Source organism: Nitrobacter winogradskyi, from assembly GCF_006539545.1.
GTDB classification, from domain to species: domain Bacteria; phylum Pseudomonadota; class Alphaproteobacteria; order Rhizobiales; family Xanthobacteraceae; genus Nitrobacter; species Nitrobacter winogradskyi_A.
This window is the reverse complement of record NZ_BJNF01000046.1, coordinates 1-21712: the sequence shown is the minus strand read 5'-3', so window position 1 is coordinate 21712 and position 21712 is coordinate 1. Positions and strand designations below refer to the sequence as shown.

At 61.0% G+C, this 21712-nt stretch carries 19 protein-coding genes; 10 read left to right on the top strand and 9 right to left on the bottom strand.

All coding sequences use genetic code 11. The features are described 5' to 3' along the window. Window positions 1-146: 146 nt before the first annotated feature. The 4 genes from NWI01_RS09440 (at window position 147) to NWI01_RS09430 (ending at window position 4638) form a co-directional block, all read left to right on the top strand. Window positions 147-776, top strand: coding sequence for a peroxiredoxin (locus NWI01_RS09440; protein WP_141383605.1), 630 nt, complete (start codon window positions 147-149; stop codon window positions 774-776). A 100-nt stretch (window positions 777-876) separates the two neighbouring features. Then, window positions 877-2241: a M23 family metallopeptidase gene (locus NWI01_RS09435; protein ID WP_141383604.1), complete on the top strand. Its 1365-nt coding sequence runs from the start codon at window positions 877-879 to the stop codon at window positions 2239-2241. 230 nt (window positions 2242-2471) lie between these two features. Further along, window positions 2472-2645, top strand: coding sequence for a hypothetical protein (locus NWI01_RS18865; RefSeq protein ID WP_181410424.1), 174 nt, complete (start codon window positions 2472-2474; stop codon window positions 2643-2645). Window positions 2646-2760: 115 nt separating this feature from the next. Continuing rightward, on the top strand, window positions 2761-4638 hold the full coding sequence (locus tag NWI01_RS09430) for an ABC-F family ATP-binding cassette domain-containing protein (protein ID WP_141383603.1): 1878 nt from the start codon (window positions 2761-2763) through the stop codon (window positions 4636-4638). Window positions 4639-4811: 173 nt separating this feature from the next. Here NWI01_RS09430 and NWI01_RS09425 read toward each other — a convergent pair whose 3' ends face one another. From NWI01_RS09425 to NWI01_RS09415, 3 genes are all read right to left on the bottom strand, one after another. Then, entirely contained in the window at window positions 4812-5327 is a 516-nt protein-coding gene (locus NWI01_RS09425) for a hypothetical protein (protein ID WP_141383602.1), read from the bottom strand. Window positions 5328-5505: 178 nt separating this feature from the next. Further along, a complete protein-coding gene (locus NWI01_RS09420) occupies window positions 5506-5958 on the bottom strand; it encodes a DNA polymerase III subunit chi (protein ID WP_141383601.1) in 453 nt (150 codons plus the stop codon). Then, window positions 5955-7457: a leucyl aminopeptidase gene (locus NWI01_RS09415; RefSeq protein WP_141383600.1), complete on the bottom strand. Its 1503-nt coding sequence runs from the start codon at window positions 7455-7457 to the stop codon at window positions 5955-5957. Before NWI01_RS09415 ends, NWI01_RS09420 begins: the two co-directional genes overlap by 4 nt. A gap of 362 nt (window positions 7458-7819) precedes the next feature. Here NWI01_RS09415 and lptF point away from each other — a divergent pair, with 362 nt between their 5' ends. From lptF to rsmA, 6 genes are all read left to right on the top strand, one after another. Next, window positions 7820-8992, top strand: coding sequence for an LPS export ABC transporter permease LptF (lptF, locus tag NWI01_RS09410; protein WP_141383599.1), 1173 nt, complete (start codon window positions 7820-7822; stop codon window positions 8990-8992). Then, complete coding sequence (gene lptG, locus NWI01_RS09405; RefSeq protein WP_141383598.1) at window positions 8989-10086, top strand: LPS export ABC transporter permease LptG; 1098 nt, start codon at window positions 8989-8991, stop codon at window positions 10084-10086. The genes lptF and lptG overlap by 4 nt, the downstream gene beginning before the upstream one ends. After that, window positions 10086-12575 carry an LPS-assembly protein LptD gene (locus NWI01_RS09400; RefSeq protein WP_141383597.1) on the top strand — a complete coding sequence of 830 codons (2490 nt, stop codon included), beginning with the start codon at window positions 10086-10088 and terminating at the stop codon, window positions 12573-12575. Before lptG ends, NWI01_RS09400 begins: the two co-directional genes overlap by 1 nt. A 335-nt stretch (window positions 12576-12910) precedes the next feature. Then, window positions 12911-13855, top strand: a complete 945-nt coding sequence (locus tag NWI01_RS09395; protein WP_141383596.1) for a SurA N-terminal domain-containing protein — start codon at window positions 12911-12913, stop codon at window positions 13853-13855. Window positions 13856-13957: 102 nt separating this feature from the next. Next, window positions 13958-14965 (top strand): 4-hydroxythreonine-4-phosphate dehydrogenase PdxA, encoded by a 1008-nt coding sequence (pdxA, locus tag NWI01_RS09390; RefSeq protein WP_141383595.1) that lies wholly within the window; start codon window positions 13958-13960, stop codon window positions 14963-14965. Continuing rightward, a complete protein-coding gene (gene rsmA, locus NWI01_RS09385) occupies window positions 14962-15825 on the top strand; it encodes a 16S rRNA (adenine(1518)-N(6)/adenine(1519)-N(6))-dimethyltransferase RsmA (protein ID WP_141383594.1) in 864 nt (287 codons plus the stop codon). Before pdxA ends, rsmA begins: the two co-directional genes overlap by 4 nt. On the opposite strand, the gene gmk is transcribed toward rsmA, so the two are convergent. From gmk to fabG, 6 genes are all read right to left on the bottom strand, one after another. Continuing rightward, on the bottom strand, window positions 15822-16481 hold the full coding sequence (gmk, locus tag NWI01_RS09380) for a guanylate kinase (RefSeq protein WP_141383593.1): 660 nt from the start codon (window positions 16479-16481) through the stop codon (window positions 15822-15824). The genes rsmA and gmk overlap by 4 nt on opposite strands. Before the next feature lie 3 nt (window positions 16482-16484). Continuing rightward, a complete protein-coding gene (locus NWI01_RS09375; RefSeq protein ID WP_141383592.1) occupies window positions 16485-17372 on the bottom strand; it encodes a YicC/YloC family endoribonuclease in 888 nt (295 codons plus the stop codon). A gap of 265 nt (window positions 17373-17637) precedes the next feature. Further along, window positions 17638-18861 carry an endolytic transglycosylase MltG gene (gene mltG / locus NWI01_RS09370; RefSeq protein ID WP_141383591.1) on the bottom strand — a complete coding sequence of 408 codons (1224 nt, stop codon included), beginning with the start codon at window positions 18859-18861 and terminating at the stop codon, window positions 17638-17640. A gap of 125 nt (window positions 18862-18986) precedes the next feature. Then, complete coding sequence (fabF, locus tag NWI01_RS09365) at window positions 18987-20252, bottom strand: beta-ketoacyl-ACP synthase II (RefSeq protein ID WP_141383590.1); 1266 nt, start codon at window positions 20250-20252, stop codon at window positions 18987-18989. 94 nt (window positions 20253-20346) lie between these two features. After that, entirely contained in the window at window positions 20347-20586 is a 240-nt protein-coding gene (locus NWI01_RS09360; RefSeq protein WP_002716125.1) for an acyl carrier protein, read from the bottom strand. A gap of 274 nt (window positions 20587-20860) precedes the next feature. Further along, window positions 20861-21598: a 3-oxoacyl-[acyl-carrier-protein] reductase gene (gene fabG / locus NWI01_RS09355; protein ID WP_141383589.1), complete on the bottom strand. Its 738-nt coding sequence runs from the start codon at window positions 21596-21598 to the stop codon at window positions 20861-20863. Window positions 21599-21712 lie beyond the last annotated feature (114 nt).

Below are 21712 nucleotides of genomic sequence, written 5' to 3'. Positions count from 1 at the left end.
GTGATGCGGGGCGGACAATCCGTCGAATCCCTTGTAACCGTACCCGCGGCCGCAATCATGGCGGCGGCAGTCTGACCGATTCGTCCTCGGCATCCGCAGCAATCATAACGGATAATGAGCGTTGGAAAACGACGAAAGGAAGGCGTATGTCCAAGAAGATACGCAAGAAATCCTCGAAAACCGACAGTTCGGGAACGGTGCGGGCTCCGACCGTCAGTCACACGGAACGGGCTCGCGAGGCCGGCCCGTCACCCTCCCTGGCAGCGACCGGAAAATCCAAACCGCGCCCCGCTCCGCCGGCCTCTCAAGCCGCCGGGCTCGTGGAAGGCTCCCCGGCCCCGCCCTTCAGCCTTCCCAGGGAAGACGGCGCGCTGGTTTCGCTTGCTGATCTCGCGGGAAGGAAGCTCGTGATCTTTTTCTATCCGCGCGCGGGCACGCCGGGCTGCACCAGGGAGGCGATAGACTTCACCCGGCTAGCGACAGATTTCGCCGCCAGTGGAACGGCGGTGATCGGCGTATCGGCCGATCCCTTAAAGGCACAGCAATCGTTCCGAAACAAGCACAAGCTGTCCATTCCTCTGATATCGGACGAAAAGCGCGACATGCTGGAGGCGTATGGTGCGTGGGGTGAAAAATCCATGTACGGCAAGACTTTCCTTGGCGTTCTTCGCACAACGGTACTGGTGGATGAGGCGGGACGGATCGCTCGTATCTGGTGCAAGGTCAAGGTTGAAGGTCACGCCGACGAGGTGCTCTCGGCCGCGCGCGAACTGTGAAGCCGCATGGCCGTTTTCCGAAAATTAACCATGAACGGTTCCAATCAGCATCGAAGTTGAGCCGCCTGGAACTCGGTTTTCGGTCGGCACAGGAGTGTCGATGTCGTACCGTTCCAGTCAGTGTGTCGAGTATCCGCCGCAGCGCGCTCACGCTCACAAACACGATCGAAGTCCGTCCCGCCGTGCCGCGGCAGGCTTGTCGTCGGGCGTGCCGGAGAAACGGAGCGGCTACACCTTCGCTCATGGCGGCCGACAGGTTCGGTTTGGCCCGGTCGTGTTCTGGATCGCGGTCGGAACGGTCACGCTGCTCGGGGTCTGGTCGGCCGCGACGGCGACGTATTTTGCCTTTCGCGATGATGTGCTGACGCGGCTCCTCGCGCGGCAGGCTGAAATGCAATACGCCTACGAGGATCGCATTGCCGAATTGCGCTCGCGTGTCGACCGCACCACCAGCCGTCAATTGCTCGATCAGGAACAGTTCGAAAGAAAGCTCGACGGGATCATGCGCCGTCAGGCGTTGCTTGAATCCCGCGCCGGTGCCCTGAATGCCATATCCGATGTTTCAGTGACGGGTTCGATCAAAGGGACGGCGCAAAAAACGGGAAACGACACCGATACAGGCCCGTCGCGGGCCGACAAGCCATCTCCGATCAACGACGCCGCCGGCTTCGAGATGCCCGATCGCGGCGCGGCGCTCGACTCTCGTGATCCGGCCGACGCCCGTCCCAAACCGGTTCCGCTCATGAACCTCACCGGCGAGGTCAACAGGCTGATGCGACTGGAATCCTCGCTCGATCGGGTCGAAAGCTGGCAGGTCGCCGAGTTGAACGCGATCGCGGACGGCATGGATTCCCGCCTGCGGCGGATGCGTAGCGTGTTTTCCGATCTCGGACTGAGTGTCGCGAGAATGGCGGCCGCGTCGAATCCCGGCACGGGCGGGCCCTATGTGCCGGTCAGGCTACGATCCGATGCCGATCCCTTTGAGCGCCAGCTTCACCGCGTCAACCTGACACGGGCGCAGATCGATCGGTTCGACCGGGCTCTCGCCATTGTTCCCTATCGCAAGCCGGTCACGGGCGAGCTTGAATTCACCTCCGGTTTCGGTGTTCGCGTCGATCCGTTCGTTGGGCGGCCGGCGATGCATACCGGGCTCGATTTTCGCGCCGCAACGGGAGCGGCCGCACGTGCGACGGCGAACGGAAAGGTCACCACCGCGAACTGGACGGGTGGTTATGGCCGGATGGTCGAGGTGGATCATGGCAATGGCCTGTCCACCCGCTACGGGCATCTTTCCGCGATCAATGTGAAGGTTGGCCAGTCCGTCAAGGCCGGACAGATGGTCGGCGAGGTCGGCTCGACGGGCCGTTCGACGGGGCCGCACCTGCATTATGAAACAAGGATCGACGGGGAAGCTGTCGATCCTCAGAAATTCCTGCGAGCAGGCACCCGCTTGAACAATGGCTGACTGAAATGATCGGCGCGGCCCGCCCCAAGCCTGCTCGATGTCAAAGACCCCGGCCCGTTGAATGACTGATTTCCACACCGGCCGCGATCTTCGGACTTGAAGATTCCGCACCCGAGAGGCATACCCCGAAACAATTTTCCGCTCCGGGACTTAACAACCCAGAGCAGTTTCGCTTCTGCCTGGATCAGAAGTGAAATACCCGACTCACGTCCGTAGGACACGGAACTGAAATGCACGACCGAACCGCCGAAAGCGCCGACCGGATTGATCCGCAAACGAGCAACGTGGTCGCGAGAGCGATCAGCGAACGGTTGCGGACGGACATGCGGCCGGAGGAATCGGAACTCCCTCTCCGGCTTCAGTTGCTGGTGCAGCGGCTTCGCGCGCAGGATCACCATAGTTGAGGTGCTGACGCCGGGGGCTAGGTCGGTTGACCCCCTCCTTTGGTCAGGCCCCGCCTCCTCCCGCCTTCATTCACAAACGGGTTGCGTTCGGCTGCGCGGCGGTGAAAAACAAAGCATGCTTTCCATCACCGATATTTCGATCCGCATCGCCGGACGCCTGCTGATCGACCATAGCTCCGTTCAGATCGTGCCCGGCGCGCGTGTCGGCTTCGTCGGACGTAACGGCGTCGGCAAATCGACGCTGTTCCACGCGATACGCGGTGAACTGCCGACGGAAACGGGCACCATCGCCATTCCACCGCGCTGGCGGGTGGGCAGCCTCGCACAGGAAGCTCCCGACGGACCGGAAAGCCTGATCGAGGTCGTGCTCAAGGCCGATACCGAACGCCATGCGTTGCTGCATGAAGCCGAAACGGCGCGCGATCCGGAACGTATCGCGGACATCCAGACGCGTCTGGTCGATATCGACGCTCATTCCGCGCCCGCGCGGGCGGCATCGATTCTGAGCGGCCTCGGATTTTCAACGGCGGACCAGGCCCGCCCCTGCTCGGAATTCTCAGGTGGCTGGCGCATGCGCGTCGCGCTCGCGGCAACGCTTTTCGCGTCACCCGACCTGTTGCTGCTGGATGAGCCGACCAACTACCTCGATCTTGAAGGAACGCTCTGGCTGGAAGATCACCTCGCGCACTACCCGCGCACGGTCATCATCATCAGTCACGACCGCGACCTCCTCGACACCTCCGTCGATCAGATTCTGCACCTCGATCGCGGCAAGCTCTCGCTCTACAAGGGAACCTATTCTGCCTTCGAAGAGCAACGCGCAACCCGCGAGCTGCTCGACGCCAAGCACGCCAGACGGCAGGCCGATGAGCGCAAGCGGCTCCAGGCTTTCGTCGATCGCTTCAAGGCCAAGGCCTCGAAGGCGCGCCAGGCACAGTCACGCGTGAAGATGCTCGAGCGCATGAAACCCGTGACCGCGCTGGTCACACAGGACGTGCGCGAGATTTCCTTTCCCGTGCCGGACAAGCTGCTGTCGCCGCCGATCATCGCCGTTGACGAGGCCGTCGTCGGTTACGATCCGCAATCGCCTGTTCTCAAGCGCGTGACGTTGCGGGTCGATGAGGACGATCGCATCGCCCTGCTCGGCGCCAACGGCAACGGCAAGTCCACCCTCGTCAAACTGCTTGCCGGCAAGCTGCAACCATTCGCCGGCAGGGTGGTGCGCGCCGACAAGCTCTCGATCGGCTATTTCGCCCAGCATCAGACCGACGAGCTGGATCTCGACGGCTCGCCCTACGATCATGTGCGGCGCCTGATGCAGGATGCTCCGGAAACGAAAATCCGCGCCCGCGTGGGAGGCATCGGTTTTTCCGGCAAGGCGGGCGATACGCTCGTTCGAAGCCTTTCGGGCGGCGAAAAAGCGCGCCTTCTGCTCGGGCTCGCGACGTTCTTTGCTCCCAACATGATCATCCTTGACGAGCCGACCAACCATCTCGATATCGACAGCCGCGCCGCGCTTGCTGAAGCCATCAACGAGTATCCCGGCGCTGTCATCATGGTGTCGCACGACCGTTATCTGATCGAGGCCTGCGCCGACCAGCTATGGGTGGTGGCGGACCATACCGTTACTCCTTACGACGGCGATCTCGAGGATTACCGTCGGGCGGTTTTGTCGGCACGGGGTCTCCGCACGAACGGCCGCGACCGGGTGTCCGGCCAGCGCGACGATAGCCGAGACAAGCCGCGGCGCGAGAAAACCGAACGACGCTCGCCGCTCAAACAGAAGATTACGGCCGCCGAGGCCGAGATCGAGCGAATTACTGGAATCATCGCAAAAATCGATGTCGCCCTTGCGCTGCCGGACCTGTTCAAGCGTGAGCCCAAACAGGCGGCGCAACTCACCAAGGCGCGCGCCAGCGCGGCCGATGCGCTGCGGCGGGCGGAAGAGGCATGGCTGGAGGCCAGTTCGTCTTACGATAACGCTCCAGGCTGACGGAAAGCCGTCTTCAGAACTGGAGCCTCTTCCAGGACTGGAGCCTTTCCGGTTATGACGGAATCAGAAACCAAGGTTCCAGGACGTTGTTTTGACGCGGGTATCTTGACGCGAACAGGTCGTCCACTCGCTGGCAACCGCTATAACTTACCCCGTTACCGTAACTTACCCTGTTACCGTCGTTTGGCTCGTCGCTCTGGCTTCTGACGGACGGCTGATTCGGGCGCCTGCTCGATGGAAGACAGGCGTCCCGCCGTAAACGTGTAGATTCCGGCACGCGGTCCCTTCAGGAACGTTAAGACTGCAACACGATCGCCGCTAGGATTGCTGGATAGGCTGACATTGTCTGGCGCGGCGCCAAGACCGCGCGTCACGTCGCACTCGGTATGGCCTAACGCCACCGTACCCGAAGCCGCGAGCGCCGGGGCTGTCGGAGTATCTCCCGCGCTATCAGCGAGCGCGCTGGATTCACCCGTACCGATCGGCGGCGCCATTCCCGGGCAAAGTCCGTCGGCGCTGATGAGATCGTCCGGCGAGACTGGCTTGTCCGGCGTCAGCGGCGGCGCCTCGACCGAAACGTTCTTGATGAACAACCGGCCGGATCGCGAAAACCAGTCCGCATCCTTCGAGAGCAGGCCGGTCGAAAACATATCCGACGCGGTGCCGCAGCCCGAGACGAGCGGCGCCATCAAAAGCAGCGGTATCAGGGCCCTTCGGCAAAATCTGGGCTGTCTCACGACGAATTCTGTCCCGGCGGATCGTAGCGGAAGGCCTGTCCCAACACCGATTTGCGGCGCGACCATGGCTGGACCCTAGTGTTTGATCAGAAAGCTTCAAGTCTCATCAAATTAAAATCGCTCTATCTGGCTACCCGCGACGCTGCCAGCGCCCCGTTTCGTCAGGCTGCCAGTAGGTCGCCTCACATCCTCGCGACTTGCATTCCGTCCAGATGGCTCTCGCGGCATCCAGCGCGGCTCCGTCGTCGCCATCGAATATCAGCACCAGCCGCTCATAGGTATCAAGACTTTCCGGAAGCGGGGCGCTGTCGACCAGAAATCTGACGGTGGCCCGGTTGGGATTGCGGCCATCGATCGTCAGCACGATCGGCTGTTCGCTTGCATCCTCGATCCGCCACGTCGCATGCGGCAGGAAAGAGTCGTCACTATAGGACCACAGATGCGCGTCGAGCGCATCGGCACGCTCTTCAGACGTCGTGTGGACCACCGCGCGCCATCCGCGCTCGAAAGTCTTTTCGAGCAGCGGCGGCAGAACCTTTTCAAGCGACATGTTCTGCAAATGATAGAACAGGACTTCCGTCATCGCTTCGTTTCGTAATGCTCCGCGACGAGGCGGTCCAGCAGCCGCACGCCGAACCCGGATCCCCAACTCTGATTGATGTCGGATTTGGGAGCGCCCATCGCCGTTCCCGCGATGTCGAGATGCGCCCACGGGGTATCGTCAACAAACCGCTGCAAGAATTGCGCGGCCGTGATCGAGCCGCCATGGCGTCCGCCCGTGTTCTTCATGTCGGCGAACTTCGAGTCGATCAGCTTGTCGTATTCCGGCGCAAGCGGCATCCGCCAGACCCGCTCACCGGTCTCCAGGCCCACCCTGGTAAGGCGCTCCGACAACTCGTCGTTATTGGAGAACAGGCCGGCATGCTCGGTGCCGAGCGCGACCATGATCGCGCCGGTCAGCGTTGCGAGATCGACCATGACCTTCGGCTTGAATTTGCGGACGACATGCCAGAGCACGTCCGCAAGAACGAGACGGCCCTCGGCGTCGGTGTTGATGATCTCGATGGTCTGTCCCGACATGGACGTCACGATATCGCCGGGCCGCTGCGCGCTGCCGTCCGGCATGTTCTCGACGAGGCCGATTGCGCCGATGGCGTTCACCTTCGCCTTGCGCGCTGCGAGCGCGTGCATCAGCCCGACCACGCAGGCGGCCCCGCCCATGTCGCCCTTCATCTCTTCCATGCCGCCGGCGGGTTTGATCGAGATACCGCCGGTGTCGAAGCAGACGCCCTTGCCGACGAAAGCGACAGGCGGCTCGCCCTTCTTGCCGCCATTCCAGCGCATGATGACCGTCCGGCTGGGCCGTGCCGACCCCTGCCCCACGCCCAGCAGCGCGCCCATGCCGAGTTTCGTCATCGCCTTGACGTCAAGAACCTCGATGCCGACTCCCATCGCGCGCAACCGGCTCGCGCGCCGCGCGAATTCCTCCGGATAGAGGACATTCGGCGGTTCGTTGACCAGGTCGCGCGCGATAATGACACCGTTGACAACGTGATTGACCGGCGCGAACGCCTTCTTCGCCGCGGCGGCATCGGCGACCGCGATCGATACATCGGCGCGAATGACCGCGTCATCGCCGTCCTTCTTCCGCGTCTTGTAACGATCGAATTTGTAAGCGCGCAACCGGATGCCGGAAGCCAGTGAAGCCGACTGATCCGGCTCCATCGCCGCGGATGGCAGTTCCGCAATGACAGTAACGCCGTTGTTGTCGCTGCGAACCTTTCCCGCGATAACGCCGCCGAGTTTCAGGAAATCGCTGCTCTTGAGAGCCGGCGTCTTGCCGGCGCCCACGACGATCAGACGATTGGCCTTGAGCCCTTCCGGAGCGAGAATATCCAGCGTTGCCGCGCTTTTGCCCTTGAACTGATTGGCTGCGGCCGCGCGTTTGACCAGTCCGGCCGACGAACCGAGTGCCTTGCTTGCGGCCCGGCCGAACTTCAGTGCCTCATCGCAGAATACCACGAGGGTTCCGCGCGAGGCGGTCGAAAAGGGAACAAAGCCGACCTTGACGGCGTCGGGCATCGGAAACCTCCAGAATTCAGGGTAGCGCGGCGTCGGAATCGGGCCAGCGCGTGTGACTTACCGACTATGACCTGTCAAAGGCAACGCTGCCAAGCTCCGCCACGGGATCAGTTCCCGGCGCCGTTACCGTGAACTTCGCTTTGCAGCGCGATCGCCCCGGCTGTCGTGGCCGCCGGGTCACATATTCCGGATTTTAACTATAATCGCCGGGCTTTGAGGCCCAGCCATTTTATTGACAGATCAAGGGGATGGTACTGGGCCACGAGTCAGGTAAGAACATGGTGGGACATTGGGGTTGTCCCGGCTGCGGTTCGGCCTTGCCGGATGTTTCCGCCTGAAGGGATCGGGGATCGTTCAGACCGATGGGGTCGATCGACAAGTACATTTTCAGGACGACGCTGGCGTCGTTTGTCGTGGTTCTGGTCAGCCTGACGGGGGTGATCTGGATTACGCAGGCGTTGCGCGGGATCGACCTGATGACAAGTCAGGGGCAGACCATCCTGACGTTCCTGGGAATCACCAGCCTCGCGATCCCGGTGCTGGTGCTGATCATCTCTCCGATCGCGCTGATGATCGCGGTCTCGCACACGCTTCACAAGCTGGCGACGGATTCGGAAATCATCGTGATGAACGCCGCCGGCCTCTCACCGTTCCGGCTCTTCCGGCCGTTCCTTTATGCAACCGTGGTCGTGGCCCTGCTGGTGGCATTCATTGCGGCCTACCTCGCGCCTGACGGCATGCGCCGGTTGAAGGAATGGGACGCCGAGATCACCGCCGACGTTCTGGCGAACGTTCTGCAACCGGGCCGATTTGCGCAGCTCGATCCAAATCTGACAATCCGCATTCGGGAACGACAGCCGGGTGGTCAGCTCGCCGGAATCTTCATCGATGACCGCCGTAATTCAAAAGAACGCCTCAGTATCATCGCCGACCACGGGACGGTGATGAAGAACGACCAGGGATCGTTCCTCATCCTGGAAGACGGACACCTGGAGCGATTCGAAACCGGCAAGCGCGAGCCGGCCATGGTCGCGTTCGACCGCTATGCTTTCGACATGTCGAAGTTTTCCAATCGGGGGCATGATGTCGTTTATGGCATTCGCGAACGCTACCTCTGGGAGCTGATTGCTCCCGATGAGAAAGACCCGCTGGTTCAGCAACTGCGCGGCCAGTTCCGCGCCGAGCTTCACGATCGATTCACCGCGCCGATCTATCCGTTTGCCTTTGCCGCGCTGACCTTCGCGTTCCTCGGATCACCGCGCACCACGCGGCAGAGTCGTAATTTCTCCATGGGAGCGGCAATCGCGGCTGTGTTCAGCCTTCGTATGGCAGGCTTCGCGCTTTCGGTGATGACTGTGAAATCGCCGATGGCGGCGCTCCTGCAGTATCTGCTTCTTTTCGGCGCGATCGGTATCAGCCTATGGGTGATCACGGCGGGAATCGTGCTTGAACCACCAGCCGCGTTGATGGAAGCGATCAACAGATCGAACGCGCGGATCCTTCGCCTGCTCGGGAAAAGGCCGGCTTTCGGATGAGCATGCTGACGAACACGTTGGGGCGTTATTTTGCCGGCCGTTTCATGGTGGCGGCGCTCGGCGTGTTCGCCAGCATCTTCCTGCTGCTCGTTCTCGTCGATTACATTGAAATGGTCCGGAGAACATCAGGACTTGCGTCGGCATCGGCGCTCATGGTGGCGGAAACGTCGCTGTTCAGGGTGCCTCAACTCCTTGAGAAACTGACCCCGTTCTGCGTTCTGATCGGCGCCATGACCTGCTATCTCGCATTGTCGCGGAAGCTTGAACTGGTGGTGGCCCGCGCCGCCGGCGTTTCGGCCTGGCAGTTCATCTCGCCGACGCTGGCTTGCGCGATCGCGCTCGGCGTCTTCGCGACCACGGTTTACAATCCCTTGTCTTCCAACCTGCGGGAATTGTCGAAGCGGATGGAGGCCGAACTGTTCGGCGGCGTCTCGGGCGGAGGTCTTCATGACGCATCGGGCTTCTGGATCAACCAGGTGACCGACGAAGGCCAGGCGATCATCAACGCCGCGCTCAGTGAGCAGCAGGGCGTGCGCTTGACGGGACTCACGGTATTCCGGTTCGATCCCGATTCCAGGTTCAGGGAACGTATCGAGGCGCGGGAAGCCGCCCTGGAGAACGGCCGCTGGCTGTTCAAAGGCGTCCGCCGATTCACGCTCGATAACCCTCCGGTCGAGCAGGAAACTTTTGTGCTCCCGACCAGCCTGACGCCGGCGCAGGTTCAGAACAGTTTCTCCACGCCCGAAACTGTGTCATTTTGGCAACTGCCGGACTATATCCGATCCTCTGAAAGTTCGGGGTTTGCCACCGCGGGATACCGGCTGCAGTACCACAAACTCATCGCACAGCCGTTTTTGCTGGCTGCAATGGTGATGCTGGCGGCCTCGGTAAGCCTCCGGTTCTTCCGCTTCGGCGGGGTGCAAAAGATGGTTTTAAGTGGCGTGGGTTCCGGCTTTCTGCTCTATGTCCTATCCAAGGTAACTGAGGATCTGAGCAAGGCCGAATTGATGAATCCAATCGCCGCGGCGTGGCTGCCCGTTTGCGTCGGCGGTCTCACCGGTTTTTTGGTCTTGCTGCACCAGGAGGACGGATAGTGGCCCCCATCGCCACCCTCCGTAAACGATCGGCTATTCGCGAGCAGCGCAGCCCACTGCGCCGCTATCGGTCTGGTGCGTCCGTGATTCCGGCCTCGCTGACGGCGGCTGTTATCGGTCTGATCGCCGCCGCCGTGATGGATGTCGTCGCGACCACTCCGGCTGCCGCGCAAAGCTTCACTTACAACCCTCGCCCACCCAAGCCCGCGCCGCCGCCAAGGCAGAACGATGGGCAGATGCTCGTTCAAGCCACCGAGCTTGACTACGACTACAATAGTTCCCGCGTGTCGGCCGTGGGCAATGTGCAGATGTTCTACAATGGCACGAGCGTCGAGGCGGATCGGGTCATCTACGATCAGAAAACCAAGCGGCTCCATGCCGAGGGCAACATCCGCATGACCGATGCGGACGGCAAGGTCACCTATGCCAACATTCTCGATCTGAGCGACGACTACCGGGACGGATTCGTCGATTCGCTGAGAGTCGACACCGCCGACGCGACGCGCATGGCCGCCACACGCGCCGATCGGACCGAAGGCAACTACACGGTGTTTGAGAACGGCGTCTATACGGCCTGCGCGCCATGCAAGGAGAATCCCAAGAAGCCCCCGCTATGGCAGGTCAAGGGCGCCCGGATCATTCACAACCAGACCGAGAAGATGCTGTACTTCGAGGACGCCCGTTTGGAATTCTATGGCGTGCCGATGGCCTATATGCCCTTCTTCTCGACACCCGATCCGACGGTGAAGCGCAAGAGCGGCTTCCTGATGCCGGCCGTGACCGCCTTTACCGGTTTCGGGGTCGGGGTCGAGACCCCCTACTATTTCGCGCTGGCGCCGAACTACGACCTGACCCTTTCTCCCAGGTTCACCACGCGGCAAGGCGTATTGATGCAGGGTGAATTCCGGCAGCGTTTCGAGGACGGCGCCTATCAGATCCGTGCGTATGGCATCAATCAGCTTGATCCGGACGCCTTCGGCGCGGGTCCAGGCAACCGGGACTTGCGCGGCGGTGTCGATACCAAGGGCCAGTTCGCCTTGAACGACAAATGGATCTGGGGTTGGGACGGAGTCCTGCTGAGCGACTACTTCTTCTTCTCCGACTATCGGTTGAGGCAGTACAGGGACCCGATGCAATCGTTCCTGACCTTGCCGACCGAAGCGCTCTCGCAGCTCTATCTGACCGGCGTCGGTAACCGCAGCTACTTCGACGCTCGCGCCATCCACTACCTGAGCTTCTCCGGCAATCAGAGCCTGGTTCCGGTGATCGCGCCTGTCGTCGATTACTCGAACGTCATCAACCATTCGGTGATCGGCGGCGAGTTCAGCTACAAGTTCAATTTCGTCAATCTCATGCGCGATCAGCCGCAGTTCGATCCGATCTCGACGCTGGCGAATACCTCCTTCTTGTGCACGCCGACATCGGCTGACCCGGCGGCGAGAACGCGGGACCATTGTCTGCTTCGAGGCATTCCGGGAACCTATACGCGCCTGACGGCGCAAGCTCAGTGGCGGAGGTCGTTCACCGATTCCTTCGGTCAGATCTGGACGCCGTTCGCTTCGCTTCGCGCCGACGCCATCAATGCCGACATTTCGAACCAGCCGGGTGTCGACAATTTCATCCAGCCCGGCGCCACGCAGACAGTCCGCCTCATGCCGGCGGTGGGCCTCGAATATCGCTATCCCTTCATCAACGTTCAGCCCTGGGGCACCACGACGCTCGAACCGATCGCGCAGGTCATCATCCGACCGAACGAGAGCTATGCCGGCCGGCTGCCGAACGAGGATGCGCAGAGCCTGGTCTTCGACGCCACGAACCTCTTCAGGGTGGACAAGTTCTCCGGTTATGATCGTGTCGAAGGCGGCGGCCGCGCCAATGTTGGCGTGCAGGCGACGACCCAGTTCGATCGCGGCGGCGCGATCAATTTTCTGTTCGGACAGTCCTATCACCTGTTCGGCCTCAACTCGTTCGCCGTCGCGGACATCACCAACACCGGGGTCAATTCCGGCTTGCAGCGCGCGCAATCCGACTACGTGACGAGCGTCAATTATTCGCCGAACAGCGCCTTCACGTTCAGCGCACGCGCGCGTGTGGATGAGACGACGCTGAATGTGCAGCGTTTCGAAGCCGAAGGCCGCGCCAGTTTCAACCGGTGGTCCGGGAGCATTCTGTACGGCGATTACGCGGAGCAGCCCGACCTCGGGTTTCTGACAAGGCGCCGGGGTATCCTCGGCTCCGGCTCCTTTAAGGTCGCATCCAACTGGGTCGTGCAGGGTGCCGCGCGCTGGGATCTGGAAGCCAATCAGATCAACCAGTATGCAGTCGGCGCGGGATACGTGGACGATTGTTTTGTTCTCGGCGTCAACTACGTGACATCATACATTTACGCTGCGGGAGCCGCGCCGCCCCAGCTTAACCACGCTTTCATGCTTCAGCTTGGGCTGAGAACCCTGGGGCAGACCCGCCAGGGGTCAACCGGCGTCCGCTAGGTTTCAAGTGGAGGTGTTTTTTGCAGCAAAGACCGGGCTGCCTGATTTGATTCAGCTCCCCGTCGACAGAAGAACTGCCAGAGCCTTTCCGCTTCTGATAGGATCAGAAGCGAGGCTCTCAGATTGTGGTTTGACGCGTTTTCTTCACGCGAACCGGTGTCCATCCTCGGGTCAAGCCCGAGGACATGCTTCGCTCGAAAACGCTCTAGAGCGGGATGAGGAAAAGTGTGGCGCGGTTTTACGCCCGTATCCCGCGTCTCAAAATACTGGAATCGATCACGTTCATGGTTTTGAATCGATTCGATCCAAAACCATCGTGATCTAGCGCGACTGATATGAAAATGATCCTGCATCCCCGGCCATCCAACTGTCTTGCCGTATTCGCGTTTCTTTCGTTCGTCAGCATGAGTTCGCCGCTGCGTGCTCAGGCGATCGCGGTCATGGTCAGCGGGGAGCCGATTACTACTTTGGATATCGAACAGCGCAGCCGTCTGATCAAGATATCCACCCACAAATCTCCGGGCCGGCAGGAGGTGATCGACGAACTGATCGATGAAAAAGTGAAGGTCAGGGAGGCCAAGAAGTACGGTGTGAATCCGACCTCGACGGACATTGATCGCGCCTACGCCAACATGGGCGCGCGGATGGGGATGTCGTCCGAACAGTTGACGAAATCGCTCGGCTCTCAGGGGATTCGACCGGACACGATCAAGTCGCGCCTGAAAGCCGATCTTGTCTGGGGAAGCCTCGTGCGCGGCCGCTTCAAGGAAAGTCTTCTTGTGAGCGATCGGGACGTCAATGAAGCGCTGAAGAACAGCGGCGATGATCAATCGAAAATGGAGGGTTTCGAGTACCAGATGCGCCCCGTTGTCCTGATCGTTCCGCGCGGTGCGACGGCTTCCATGGTGGAAGCGCGGCGCAACGAGGCCAATGCCTTGCGCGAGCGCGTACAATCCTGCGCGGAGATCATTCGCACGGTCAAGGTGATGCGAAATGCCACCATCCGTGAGACGGTCACCAAAACGTCCACCGACCTGCCGCCTCCGCTTCGTGATCTCTTGGACAAGACGGCGGTGGGACATCTGACACCGCCTGAAATGACGCGGCAGGGCGTCGAAATGGTGGCGGTGTGCGGAAAGAAGGTGACAAGCGTGGACACCCCGAAGAAAAAGGAAATCCGCGAAAAAATGTTTGCCGACAAATATGAGAAGCGATCCAAATCTTATCTGGAAAGTATTCGAAAATCCGCGATGATCGAGTATCGTGAGAGCCGCCCCTGAGGATGACAGATAAATGACGTTCGCGCGTCCCGCAGAAGTTTAAGGCGGCGGATATCTTGAACGGCGGCACTGTCTGATCAAAAGCCGCGCCGGAGCCACCGCGTGGTGAAGCCAATCGCACTGACACTGGGTGAGCCGGCCGGCATCGGACCCGATATCGCGATCGCGGCCTGGCTGCGTCGCAAAAGTGATGCCGTCCCTCCTTTCTATCTTCTCGGCGATCGCGCCTTCATCGCGGCTCGGGCAAAGCTGCTCGGACATGAACTTCCTTTGGTGGACGCCGGCCCGGGAGACGTCGCCAGGATATTTTCTGAAGCTCTTCCGATCGCCGCCACAGGCCATCCGGCAACCGCGCAGCCCGGCGATCCCGACGGCAACAGCGCCCCCGCGGTGATCGGATCGATCCGTCAGGCGGTGAGCGACGTTATGGCAGGCCATGCGGGAGCGGTGGTCACCAATCCGATTGCCAAGAGCGTGCTCTACCGGGCGGGATTCGCTCATCCCGGCCATACCGAGTTTCTCGCAGAACTGGCGACTGCGAACGCTAATCCTCCTCAACCGGTGATGCTGCTGTGGTCGCCCGACCTTGCGGTGGTGCCCGTCACCATCCACCTGCCCTTGCGCGATGCGATCGAAATGCTGTCGAGCCGCATGATCGTGGACACCGTCCGCATTGTCGTGGCCGACTTGCGCGCGCGGTTCGGGATCCCCAATCCCCGCATAGCGGTATCCGGATTGAACCCCCATGCGGGGGAAGACGGCTCGCTTGGAACCGAGGATCAGACAATCGTGGCCCCCGCCATCGCAACCCTGCGCGCTGAGGCAATCGACGTCAAAGGTCCGCTTCCGGCCGACACCATGTTCCATGAGGCCGCGCGCCGGACCTACGACTGCGCGATTTGCATGTATCACGATCAGGCTCTGATTCCGGTCAAGACGCTGGCGTTCGATCGGGCGGTCAACGTCACGCTGGGACTGCCGTTCATCCGCACATCGCCTGATCATGGCACCGCGTTCGACATTGTCGGCACGGGACACGCCAGTCCATCGAGCCTGATCGCCGCGCTGCGCCTCGCCGCGCGGATGGCGGGTTCGACGCCTTCGGCATGAGCGTAATCGATGATCTGCCGCCGCTGCGCGACGTCATCAAACGTCACGCTTTGTCGGCGCGAAAATCGTTGGGACAGAACTTTCTACTCGATCTGAATCTCACAGCCAGGATCGCGCGCGCCGCAGGTTCGCTCCAGGATGCGACCGTCATCGAGATCGGTCCCGGCCCCGGCGGATTGACACGGGCGCTGCTTGCGGTCGGCGCGAAGCATGTCATCGCTATTGAACGTGATGAACGCGCGCTCGGCGCGCTGGAAGAAATCTCGGATCGCTATCCCGGCCGTCTCACGATCATCAACGCAGATGCGACGGACTTCAATCCGCGGCCCCTACTCGGCACGACGCGCGCAAAGATCGTCGCCAACCTGCCTTACAACATCGCCACCGCGCTTTTGATCCGATGGCTCAGCATCGAGCCCTGGCCGCCCTGGTACGACATCATGGTGCTGATGTTTCAGCGCGAGGTGGCCGAGCGGATCGTTGCCCGTGAAAACGAGGACGCCTATGGCCGTCTCGGCGTGCTGTCGAACTGGCGGGCCGAGACCAAGATCCTCTTCGACATCTCGCCCGCCGCCTTCGTTCCGCAACCCCAGGTCACGTCTTCCGTGGTGCGGCTGATACCTCGCGACAACCCCGAGCCCTGCGACCGCCGCAGCCTGGAGCAAGTTGCTGCCGCCGCGTTTGGACATCGCCGGAAAATGCTGCGGCAGAGTCTCAAATCGTTGCCCGCCGATCCGGCGTCGCTCGCGGCCGCGGCAGGCATCGACCCCACGCGGCGCGCGGAGACGGTTTCGATATCCGGTTTTGTTGCGATGGCGCGTGAGTTGGCGAGCATCGTTGGAAGCGGCAAAAGACTCTAAGTTTCGAGTTGCCGCTGTAGTTCTCGTACGAAATCGGTCAATCCGGTTCGGCGTTCGCGCTTGAGCCGCTCAGCCTTCAGGATAGACTGCACCTCGGCAAACGCCTCATCGATATTCCGGTTGATGACGATGTAATCGTACTCGGCCCAGTGGCTCACTTCATGGGCGGCGCGAGCCATTCGTTCGCGGATGATATCATCCGAATCCTGGGCGCGGGTATGCAGACGCCGCTCCAGATCGGCGGCGGACGGCGGCAGAATAAAGACGCTGACCACATCATCCCGCGCCTTCTCCCGCAGTTGCTGCGTGCCTTGCCAGTCGATATCGAACAGGACGTCGCGTCCGGATGACAGCGCCGCATCCACCGGCGCGCGCGGCGTGCCATAGCGATTGTCGAACACGAAAGCCCATTCCAGCAGATCGTCGCGCTGGACCATGGCCGCAAAGGTCGCCTCGTCGACGAACGCGTAGTCACGACCATCGACCTCGCCGGGCCTCATCGGTCGGGTGGTCGCGGAGACCGACAGGCTCAAGCCTTCGACGTGATCGATCAGCAGCCGCGACAGCGTGGTCTTGCCGGCGCCGGAAGGCGACGATAGCACGAACATCAGGCCGCGCCGCTCGACTCCATCGAAACCTTGACCGTGAGCAGTCATCGATCACTCCAGATTCTGGACCTGTTCGCGAAACTGTTCGACGACGTTTTTTAGTTCGAGTCCGACATTGGTCAGTTCGAGATCGTTCGACTTCGAGCAGCAAGTGTTCACTTCCCTGTTGAATTCCTGCGCAAGGAAATCAAGCTTCCGTCCGATCGGCCCGCCCTTACCGATCAACTCGCGCGTCTGCGAGACATGCGAGGCAATGCGATCCAACTCCTCGCGGATGTCGGCCTTCGCGGCGATCAGGAGCGCTTCCTGATGGAGTCGATCCTGATCGAAGCGGTCCGATGTGTCGAGCAGCGCGGCGATCTGCTCGGACAGCCGCGCCATCACCGCGCCGGGCTGGCGGCCAGGGGCCGCATCCGCCCTGCTCGCGAGACGTTCGATCTCATCTATCCGCTGCATCAATATGCGGCCTAGCGCAGCGCCTTCACGCTCGCGCATATCCGCCAGGCTGCGCAGCGCCTGCTCGAAAGATTCAGCGACGGCGATCTTTACCGCCTGCTCCTCGGATTCGTCGGGTTCCGGCTCAACGACCTCCAGAACGCCCTTTATCGATAACAGACCGTCGATACTCGGCGCGAGCGCGTCGATCTTGCCGCGCAGCTCCTGCGCGGTCTTCAGGAGAGACGCCAGAACATGCTCATTGATGCGAACGGCGGGAGCGGCGTTGCTGCGCTTCACCGTCAGATTGGCATAGACTGTACCGCGTGACAGCACCTGCGTTGCGCGCTTTCGTATCGTTACGTCTATATCATCCCAGCCGGAAGGTAACCGCGTCCGAAGGTCGAACCCTTTGGCGTTTACTGACTTCAATTCCCATTCGAACGCATACGGCCCGCTTGCGCCGTGGCTTCTTGCAAAGCCGGTCATGCTCGACAACGCCATCGCGCAGCTTTTCTCCAAATGCGGGATTCGTCCAAACAGATCGTTTCGACGGTGAAGAACGTGTGTGGTTGTGAAATCTATTGATAGAGCGTTCCCGCTTCTGATTCAGTTATAGCGGTTTCACGCGAAGTGCATACCGGTTCGCGTGAAGAAAACGGAGGGGACCGCGTTCGATCAGAGGGTGACTCAGAACTCCAGGCGGAAACTTCCCGCGACCTGATTCGGTTTTGGCCGCTGAGTAATGTGACGCAGGCTTTACGGCGTCCTATCGGTCCGGCCGGGTTCGCGTCCGCGGGGCGGGTTTCGGAGAAGGCTTCGAGGAAGGTTCGTCCCGTGTCGCGCCGGCCTCCGTTGCGGCGGGCGCGGCAGCCGGCGGTGGATCGTCTATCGGCTCAACCGCATCGTTCTGAATCTGCTTCTCCATGGCCCGCAACCGGGCAACGTTCTTCTGATGCTGTTCGTAGGTCTCGGTGAAGCTGTGCCCTCCGCTTCCATCGGCGACGAAGAACAGGTCGCGCGTTCGCGCCGGATTTGCCGCTGCTTCAAGCGAAGCCCGGCCGGGATTCGCGATCGGTCCAGGCGGCAATCCGTCGATCACGTAGGTGTTGTAGGGAGACGCGTGCATGATTTCGCTGCGCTTGATCGGCCGACCCAACGTTCCCTTGCCTCCGACCAGGCCATAGATGATCGTCGGATCGGACTGCAGCTTCATCTTCTGTTTCAGGCGATTGGCGAACACGGCCGCGACGCGGCTGCGTTCGTCGGCCTTGCCCGTTTCCTTTTCAATGATAGACGCCAGTGTAACGAGCTGCTCAGGTGTTTTGGCGGGCACATCCGAGGCACGGCGCTCCCAGATTTCCGCAAGCACGCGCTTCTGCGTCTGCTGCATGCGCTGAATCACCTGGTCCCGGCTGGTGCCGCGCGGGAACTTGTACGTCTCGGGCAGCAACGTACCCTCGCGTGGGATCTCCCGAAGGGTGCCTGAGAAAATCTCGTTCTCGGAAATCCTTGCCGCGATCTGTTCGGAGGTCAGTCCCTCGGGAATTGTCACGGGATGCTGCACCACCTTGCCATCGACAATGGTGCCGATGACTTCACGCAGACTGGCGTGCTTCTGGAACGCATATTCTCCGGGCTTCAGATCAGCGCGCGCCTTCAGTGCGAATACGCTTCCGATGAACGCCCAACGACTGTCGTCGATCACACCTTCGCGCTGGAGAATGTCGGCGATGTCGTTCATTCCGGCGCGGGCTGGAATGTTGACGATCTTTTCTTCCTGCAGCGGTCCCGGCGCTTCGATCTTCTGCTTGCCGTAGACAAGAACGCCGCCAATGCCAAGCATCCCGATCAACAGAACGGTAATGATCGCGTTGCCTGCGACCACCAACGGGCTTCGCGCGCGCGCGGAACGCTTCGGTGGCGGCGGTACCTGTTCAGGTTCAAGCGCGGCGCGGGGGCTGCGTGGAGAAATGGGCGGCCTTTCAGTCATCGATGCAACCTGAATCCTGTCGGTTCAATCGGCCGGCGAATTTCCTGTCCCGGCCAACAGCATGCGCCCTTCTTTAGGATTTATCATCGAATGCGGCGAAACGGTGGATTTGCTTCCATCGCACGTCAATTAGCGAGGCGCCGCATGATAATCGATGCGTTGGTGCCGCCGAACCCGAACGAATTCGACAACGCGACATTGATTTCCCGTTGACGCGCCTTGTGCGGGATAAGATCGATCGCGGTTTCCACCGAAGGATTATCGAGATTGATCGTTGGCGGCGCGATGTTGTCGCGAATCGCAAGGATGCTGAAAATCGCCTCCACCGCGCCCGCCGCACCCAGCAGATGGCCGATGGAAGATTTCGTCGAGGACATCGCTGTCCTTGATGCGGCATTGCCCAGCAAACGCTCTACGGCCTTCAATTCGATTTCATCGCCGACCGGAGTCGATGTCCCGTGGGCGTTGATATAGTCGATATCCGATGGCGATACGCCGGCGCGCTTCATGGCCGCGGTCATGCTTCGGAAAGCACCGTCGCCATCAGGGGACGGCGACGTGATGTGATAGCCGTCTCCCGACAGGCCGTATCCGGTGATCTCGGCATAGATTCTCGCACCACGCCGACGCGCATGTTCGTACTCCTCCAGCACGACGATGCCCGCGCCTTCTCCCATGACGAAGCCGTCGCGATTGCTGTCGTAAGGGCGCGATGCCTTGTGCGGCGTGTCGTTGAAGCTGGTGGAGAGCGTCCGCGCGGCGCAGAAGCCCGCCATGCCGATGCGGCAGATCGGCGATTCCGCGCCGCCGGCCACCATGACGTCGGCGTCGCCGAGCGCGATGAGGCGGCTTGCATCGCCGATCGCATGCGCGCCTGTCGAACAGGCTGTCACCACAGCATGGTTCGGTCCCTTCAGTCCGTGTTCGATCGACACATATCCCGAAGCGAGATTGATCAGGCGTCCCGGAATGAAGAATGGCGACACCTTGCGGGCACCCCTCTCCTTCATGAGGACCGCGGTATCGGCGATGCCCGACAGGCCGCCGATACCGGATCCGATCAGGGTGCCGGTCGCGCAACGATCCTCCTCGGTTGAAGGATGCCAGTCCGCGTCATCGAGCGCCTGCCTGGCGGCGCTCATCGCGAAGATGATGAAGTCGTCGACCCTTCGCTGGTCCTTCGGCTCCATCCACTGATCGGGATTGAAGGTTCCGTCAGCACCGTCGCCGCGGGGGACGATGCAGGCGATTCGGCACGGCAGGTCGGTTATGTCGAACGTCTCGATCTGCTTCGCGCCGCTCTTGCCATCGAGAACGCGTTTCCAGGTGGTCTCGACCCCGCAGCCAAGCGGCGACACCATGCCAAGTCCGGTGACGACAACGCGCCTCATCTGGAGAACTCCAGCTTCCTTACGGGTCATAAGGAAAAGCCGGTGGGCCGTTCGAAAACGACCCGTCCGGCTTCATCATGACCGCGAGAGGGTGTCAGCTTTTCGCGTTCTTCTCGAGAAACTTGGTCGCATCGCCGACGGTCAGGATCGTCTCCGCCGCGTCGTCGGGAATCTCGCAGCCGAACTCTTCCTCGAAAGCCATCACGAGCTCGACCGTGTCGAGGCTGTCTGCGCCAAGATCGTCAATGAAGCTGGCACTGTCGACGACCTTCTCCGGCTCCACGCCAAGGTGTTCGACCACGATCTTCTTAACCCGCTCGCCAATCTCGCTCATTATCAAACCTCGCGCTTGTTCAATTGGACCCGACCGCAAAACGAGCCATCATGGATCATTAAACCGGCTAATTCCTGTTGCTATTTGCAGTCGTGTAGGATCTCGGTCTTTTCCGCCTTGTGCAGGTGCGGACCGCAAACGACGCAGCCGCCGCACCGCCAATATACAGGGTTTCAATTTCCTGCAATGGCGTTCTTTGCCCACCCGTTCGTGGTCCGGTTATCACACATCGAAAGCCTTGACCACTAGCCCCGGCAGACAAGCCAAAAGCATCTCAAATCATTGCCATTCCGCCGTTGACATGGATCGTCTGTCCGGTCACGTAGGCGGCTTCGTTCGAACTCAGATAGACCGCCGCCGCCGCGATATCTTCCGGAGTTCCGAGGCGGGCCGCGGGGACCTTCGTCAGAATCGTCTCTCGCTGCTTTTCATTCAGCGCGTCGGTCATCGCCGTTGCGATGAAACCGGGTGCAATGCAGTTAGCCGTCACCCCGCGCTTCGCGTATTCCGCACCCAGCGTTTTGATCATGCCGATCAGTCCGGCTTTTGATGCGGTGTAGTTTCCCTGCCCCGGATTTCCGGTAACGCCGACCACCGAGGTGATCGCGATGATGCGGCCGAAGCGTTTGCGCATCATCAGCTTTGTCGCCGCGCGCGCAAGGCGGAATGTCGCGGTCAGATTGATCCTGATCACGTCGTCCCAATCCTCGTCACGCAGTTGCACAAACAGGTTGTCCCGCGTGACGCCGGCATTGGCGACAAGAATATCGACCTTCCCCATCGCCTTCTCGGCATCCGGCACCAATGCCTCGACCTGCGCCGTATCCGACAGGTTACAGGGCAGCACATGAACGCGCTCGCCAAGTGTACCCGCCAGTGTCTCCAGCACTTCCCGGCGCGTACCGGAAATCGCGACCGTCGCTCCCTGCGCGTGTAGCGCCTTCGCAATGGCGCCGCCGATGCCGCCGGTCGCGCCTGTCACAAGCGCGGTCCTATCGGTCAAGTCGAACATATCGCCCCCGTTGGAACATCCTAGATCACGATGGTTTTGGATCGAATCGATCCAAAACCATAAACGTGATCGATTCCATTATTTTAGAGCGGGATGCGGGCGGAAAACCGCTAC

What these genes read in the sequence shown, in the direction of transcription:
- lptG (WP_141383598.1), top strand. Translation starts at nt 8,989, where the DNA reads ATGAGCATGCTGACGAACACGTTGGGGCGTTATTTTGCCGGCCGTTTC.
- NWI01_RS09420 (WP_141383601.1), bottom strand. Translation starts at nt 5,958, where the DNA reads ATGACGGAAGTCCTGTTCTATCATTTGCAGAACATGTCGCTTGAAAAG.
- mltG (WP_141383591.1), bottom strand. Translation starts at nt 18,861, where the DNA reads ATGACTGAAAGGCCGCCCATTTCTCCACGCAGCCCCCGCGCCGCGCTT.
- fabG (WP_141383589.1), bottom strand. Translation starts at nt 21,598, where the DNA reads ATGTTCGACTTGACCGATAGGACCGCGCTTGTGACAGGCGCGACCGGC.
- gmk (WP_141383593.1), bottom strand. Translation starts at nt 16,481, where the DNA reads ATGACTGCTCACGGTCAAGGTTTCGATGGAGTCGAGCGGCGCGGCCTG.
- NWI01_RS09415 (WP_141383600.1), bottom strand. Translation starts at nt 7,457, where the DNA reads ATGCCCGACGCCGTCAAGGTCGGCTTTGTTCCCTTTTCGACCGCCTCG.
- NWI01_RS09395 (WP_141383596.1), top strand. Translation starts at nt 12,911, where the DNA reads ATGAAAATGATCCTGCATCCCCGGCCATCCAACTGTCTTGCCGTATTC.
- NWI01_RS09375 (WP_141383592.1), bottom strand. Translation starts at nt 17,372, where the DNA reads ATGGCGTTGTCGAGCATGACCGGCTTTGCAAGAAGCCACGGCGCAAGC.
- NWI01_RS09425 (WP_141383602.1), bottom strand. Translation starts at nt 5,327, where the DNA reads ATGGCGCCGCTCGTCTCGGGCTGCGGCACCGCGTCGGATATGTTTTCG.
- lptF (WP_141383599.1), top strand. Translation starts at nt 7,820, where the DNA reads ATGGGGTCGATCGACAAGTACATTTTCAGGACGACGCTGGCGTCGTTT.
- NWI01_RS09360 (WP_002716125.1), bottom strand. Translation starts at nt 20,586, where the DNA reads ATGAGCGAGATTGGCGAGCGGGTTAAGAAGATCGTGGTCGAACACCTT.
- NWI01_RS09440 (WP_141383605.1), top strand. Translation starts at nt 147, where the DNA reads ATGTCCAAGAAGATACGCAAGAAATCCTCGAAAACCGACAGTTCGGGA.
- NWI01_RS09430 (WP_141383603.1), top strand. Translation starts at nt 2,761, where the DNA reads ATGCTTTCCATCACCGATATTTCGATCCGCATCGCCGGACGCCTGCTG.
- NWI01_RS09435 (WP_141383604.1), top strand. Translation starts at nt 877, where the DNA reads ATGTCGTACCGTTCCAGTCAGTGTGTCGAGTATCCGCCGCAGCGCGCT.
- fabF (WP_141383590.1), bottom strand. Translation starts at nt 20,252, where the DNA reads ATGAGGCGCGTTGTCGTCACCGGACTTGGCATGGTGTCGCCGCTTGGC.
- rsmA (WP_141383594.1), top strand. Translation starts at nt 14,962, where the DNA reads ATGAGCGTAATCGATGATCTGCCGCCGCTGCGCGACGTCATCAAACGT.
- NWI01_RS18865 (WP_181410424.1), top strand. Translation starts at nt 2,472, where the DNA reads ATGCACGACCGAACCGCCGAAAGCGCCGACCGGATTGATCCGCAAACG.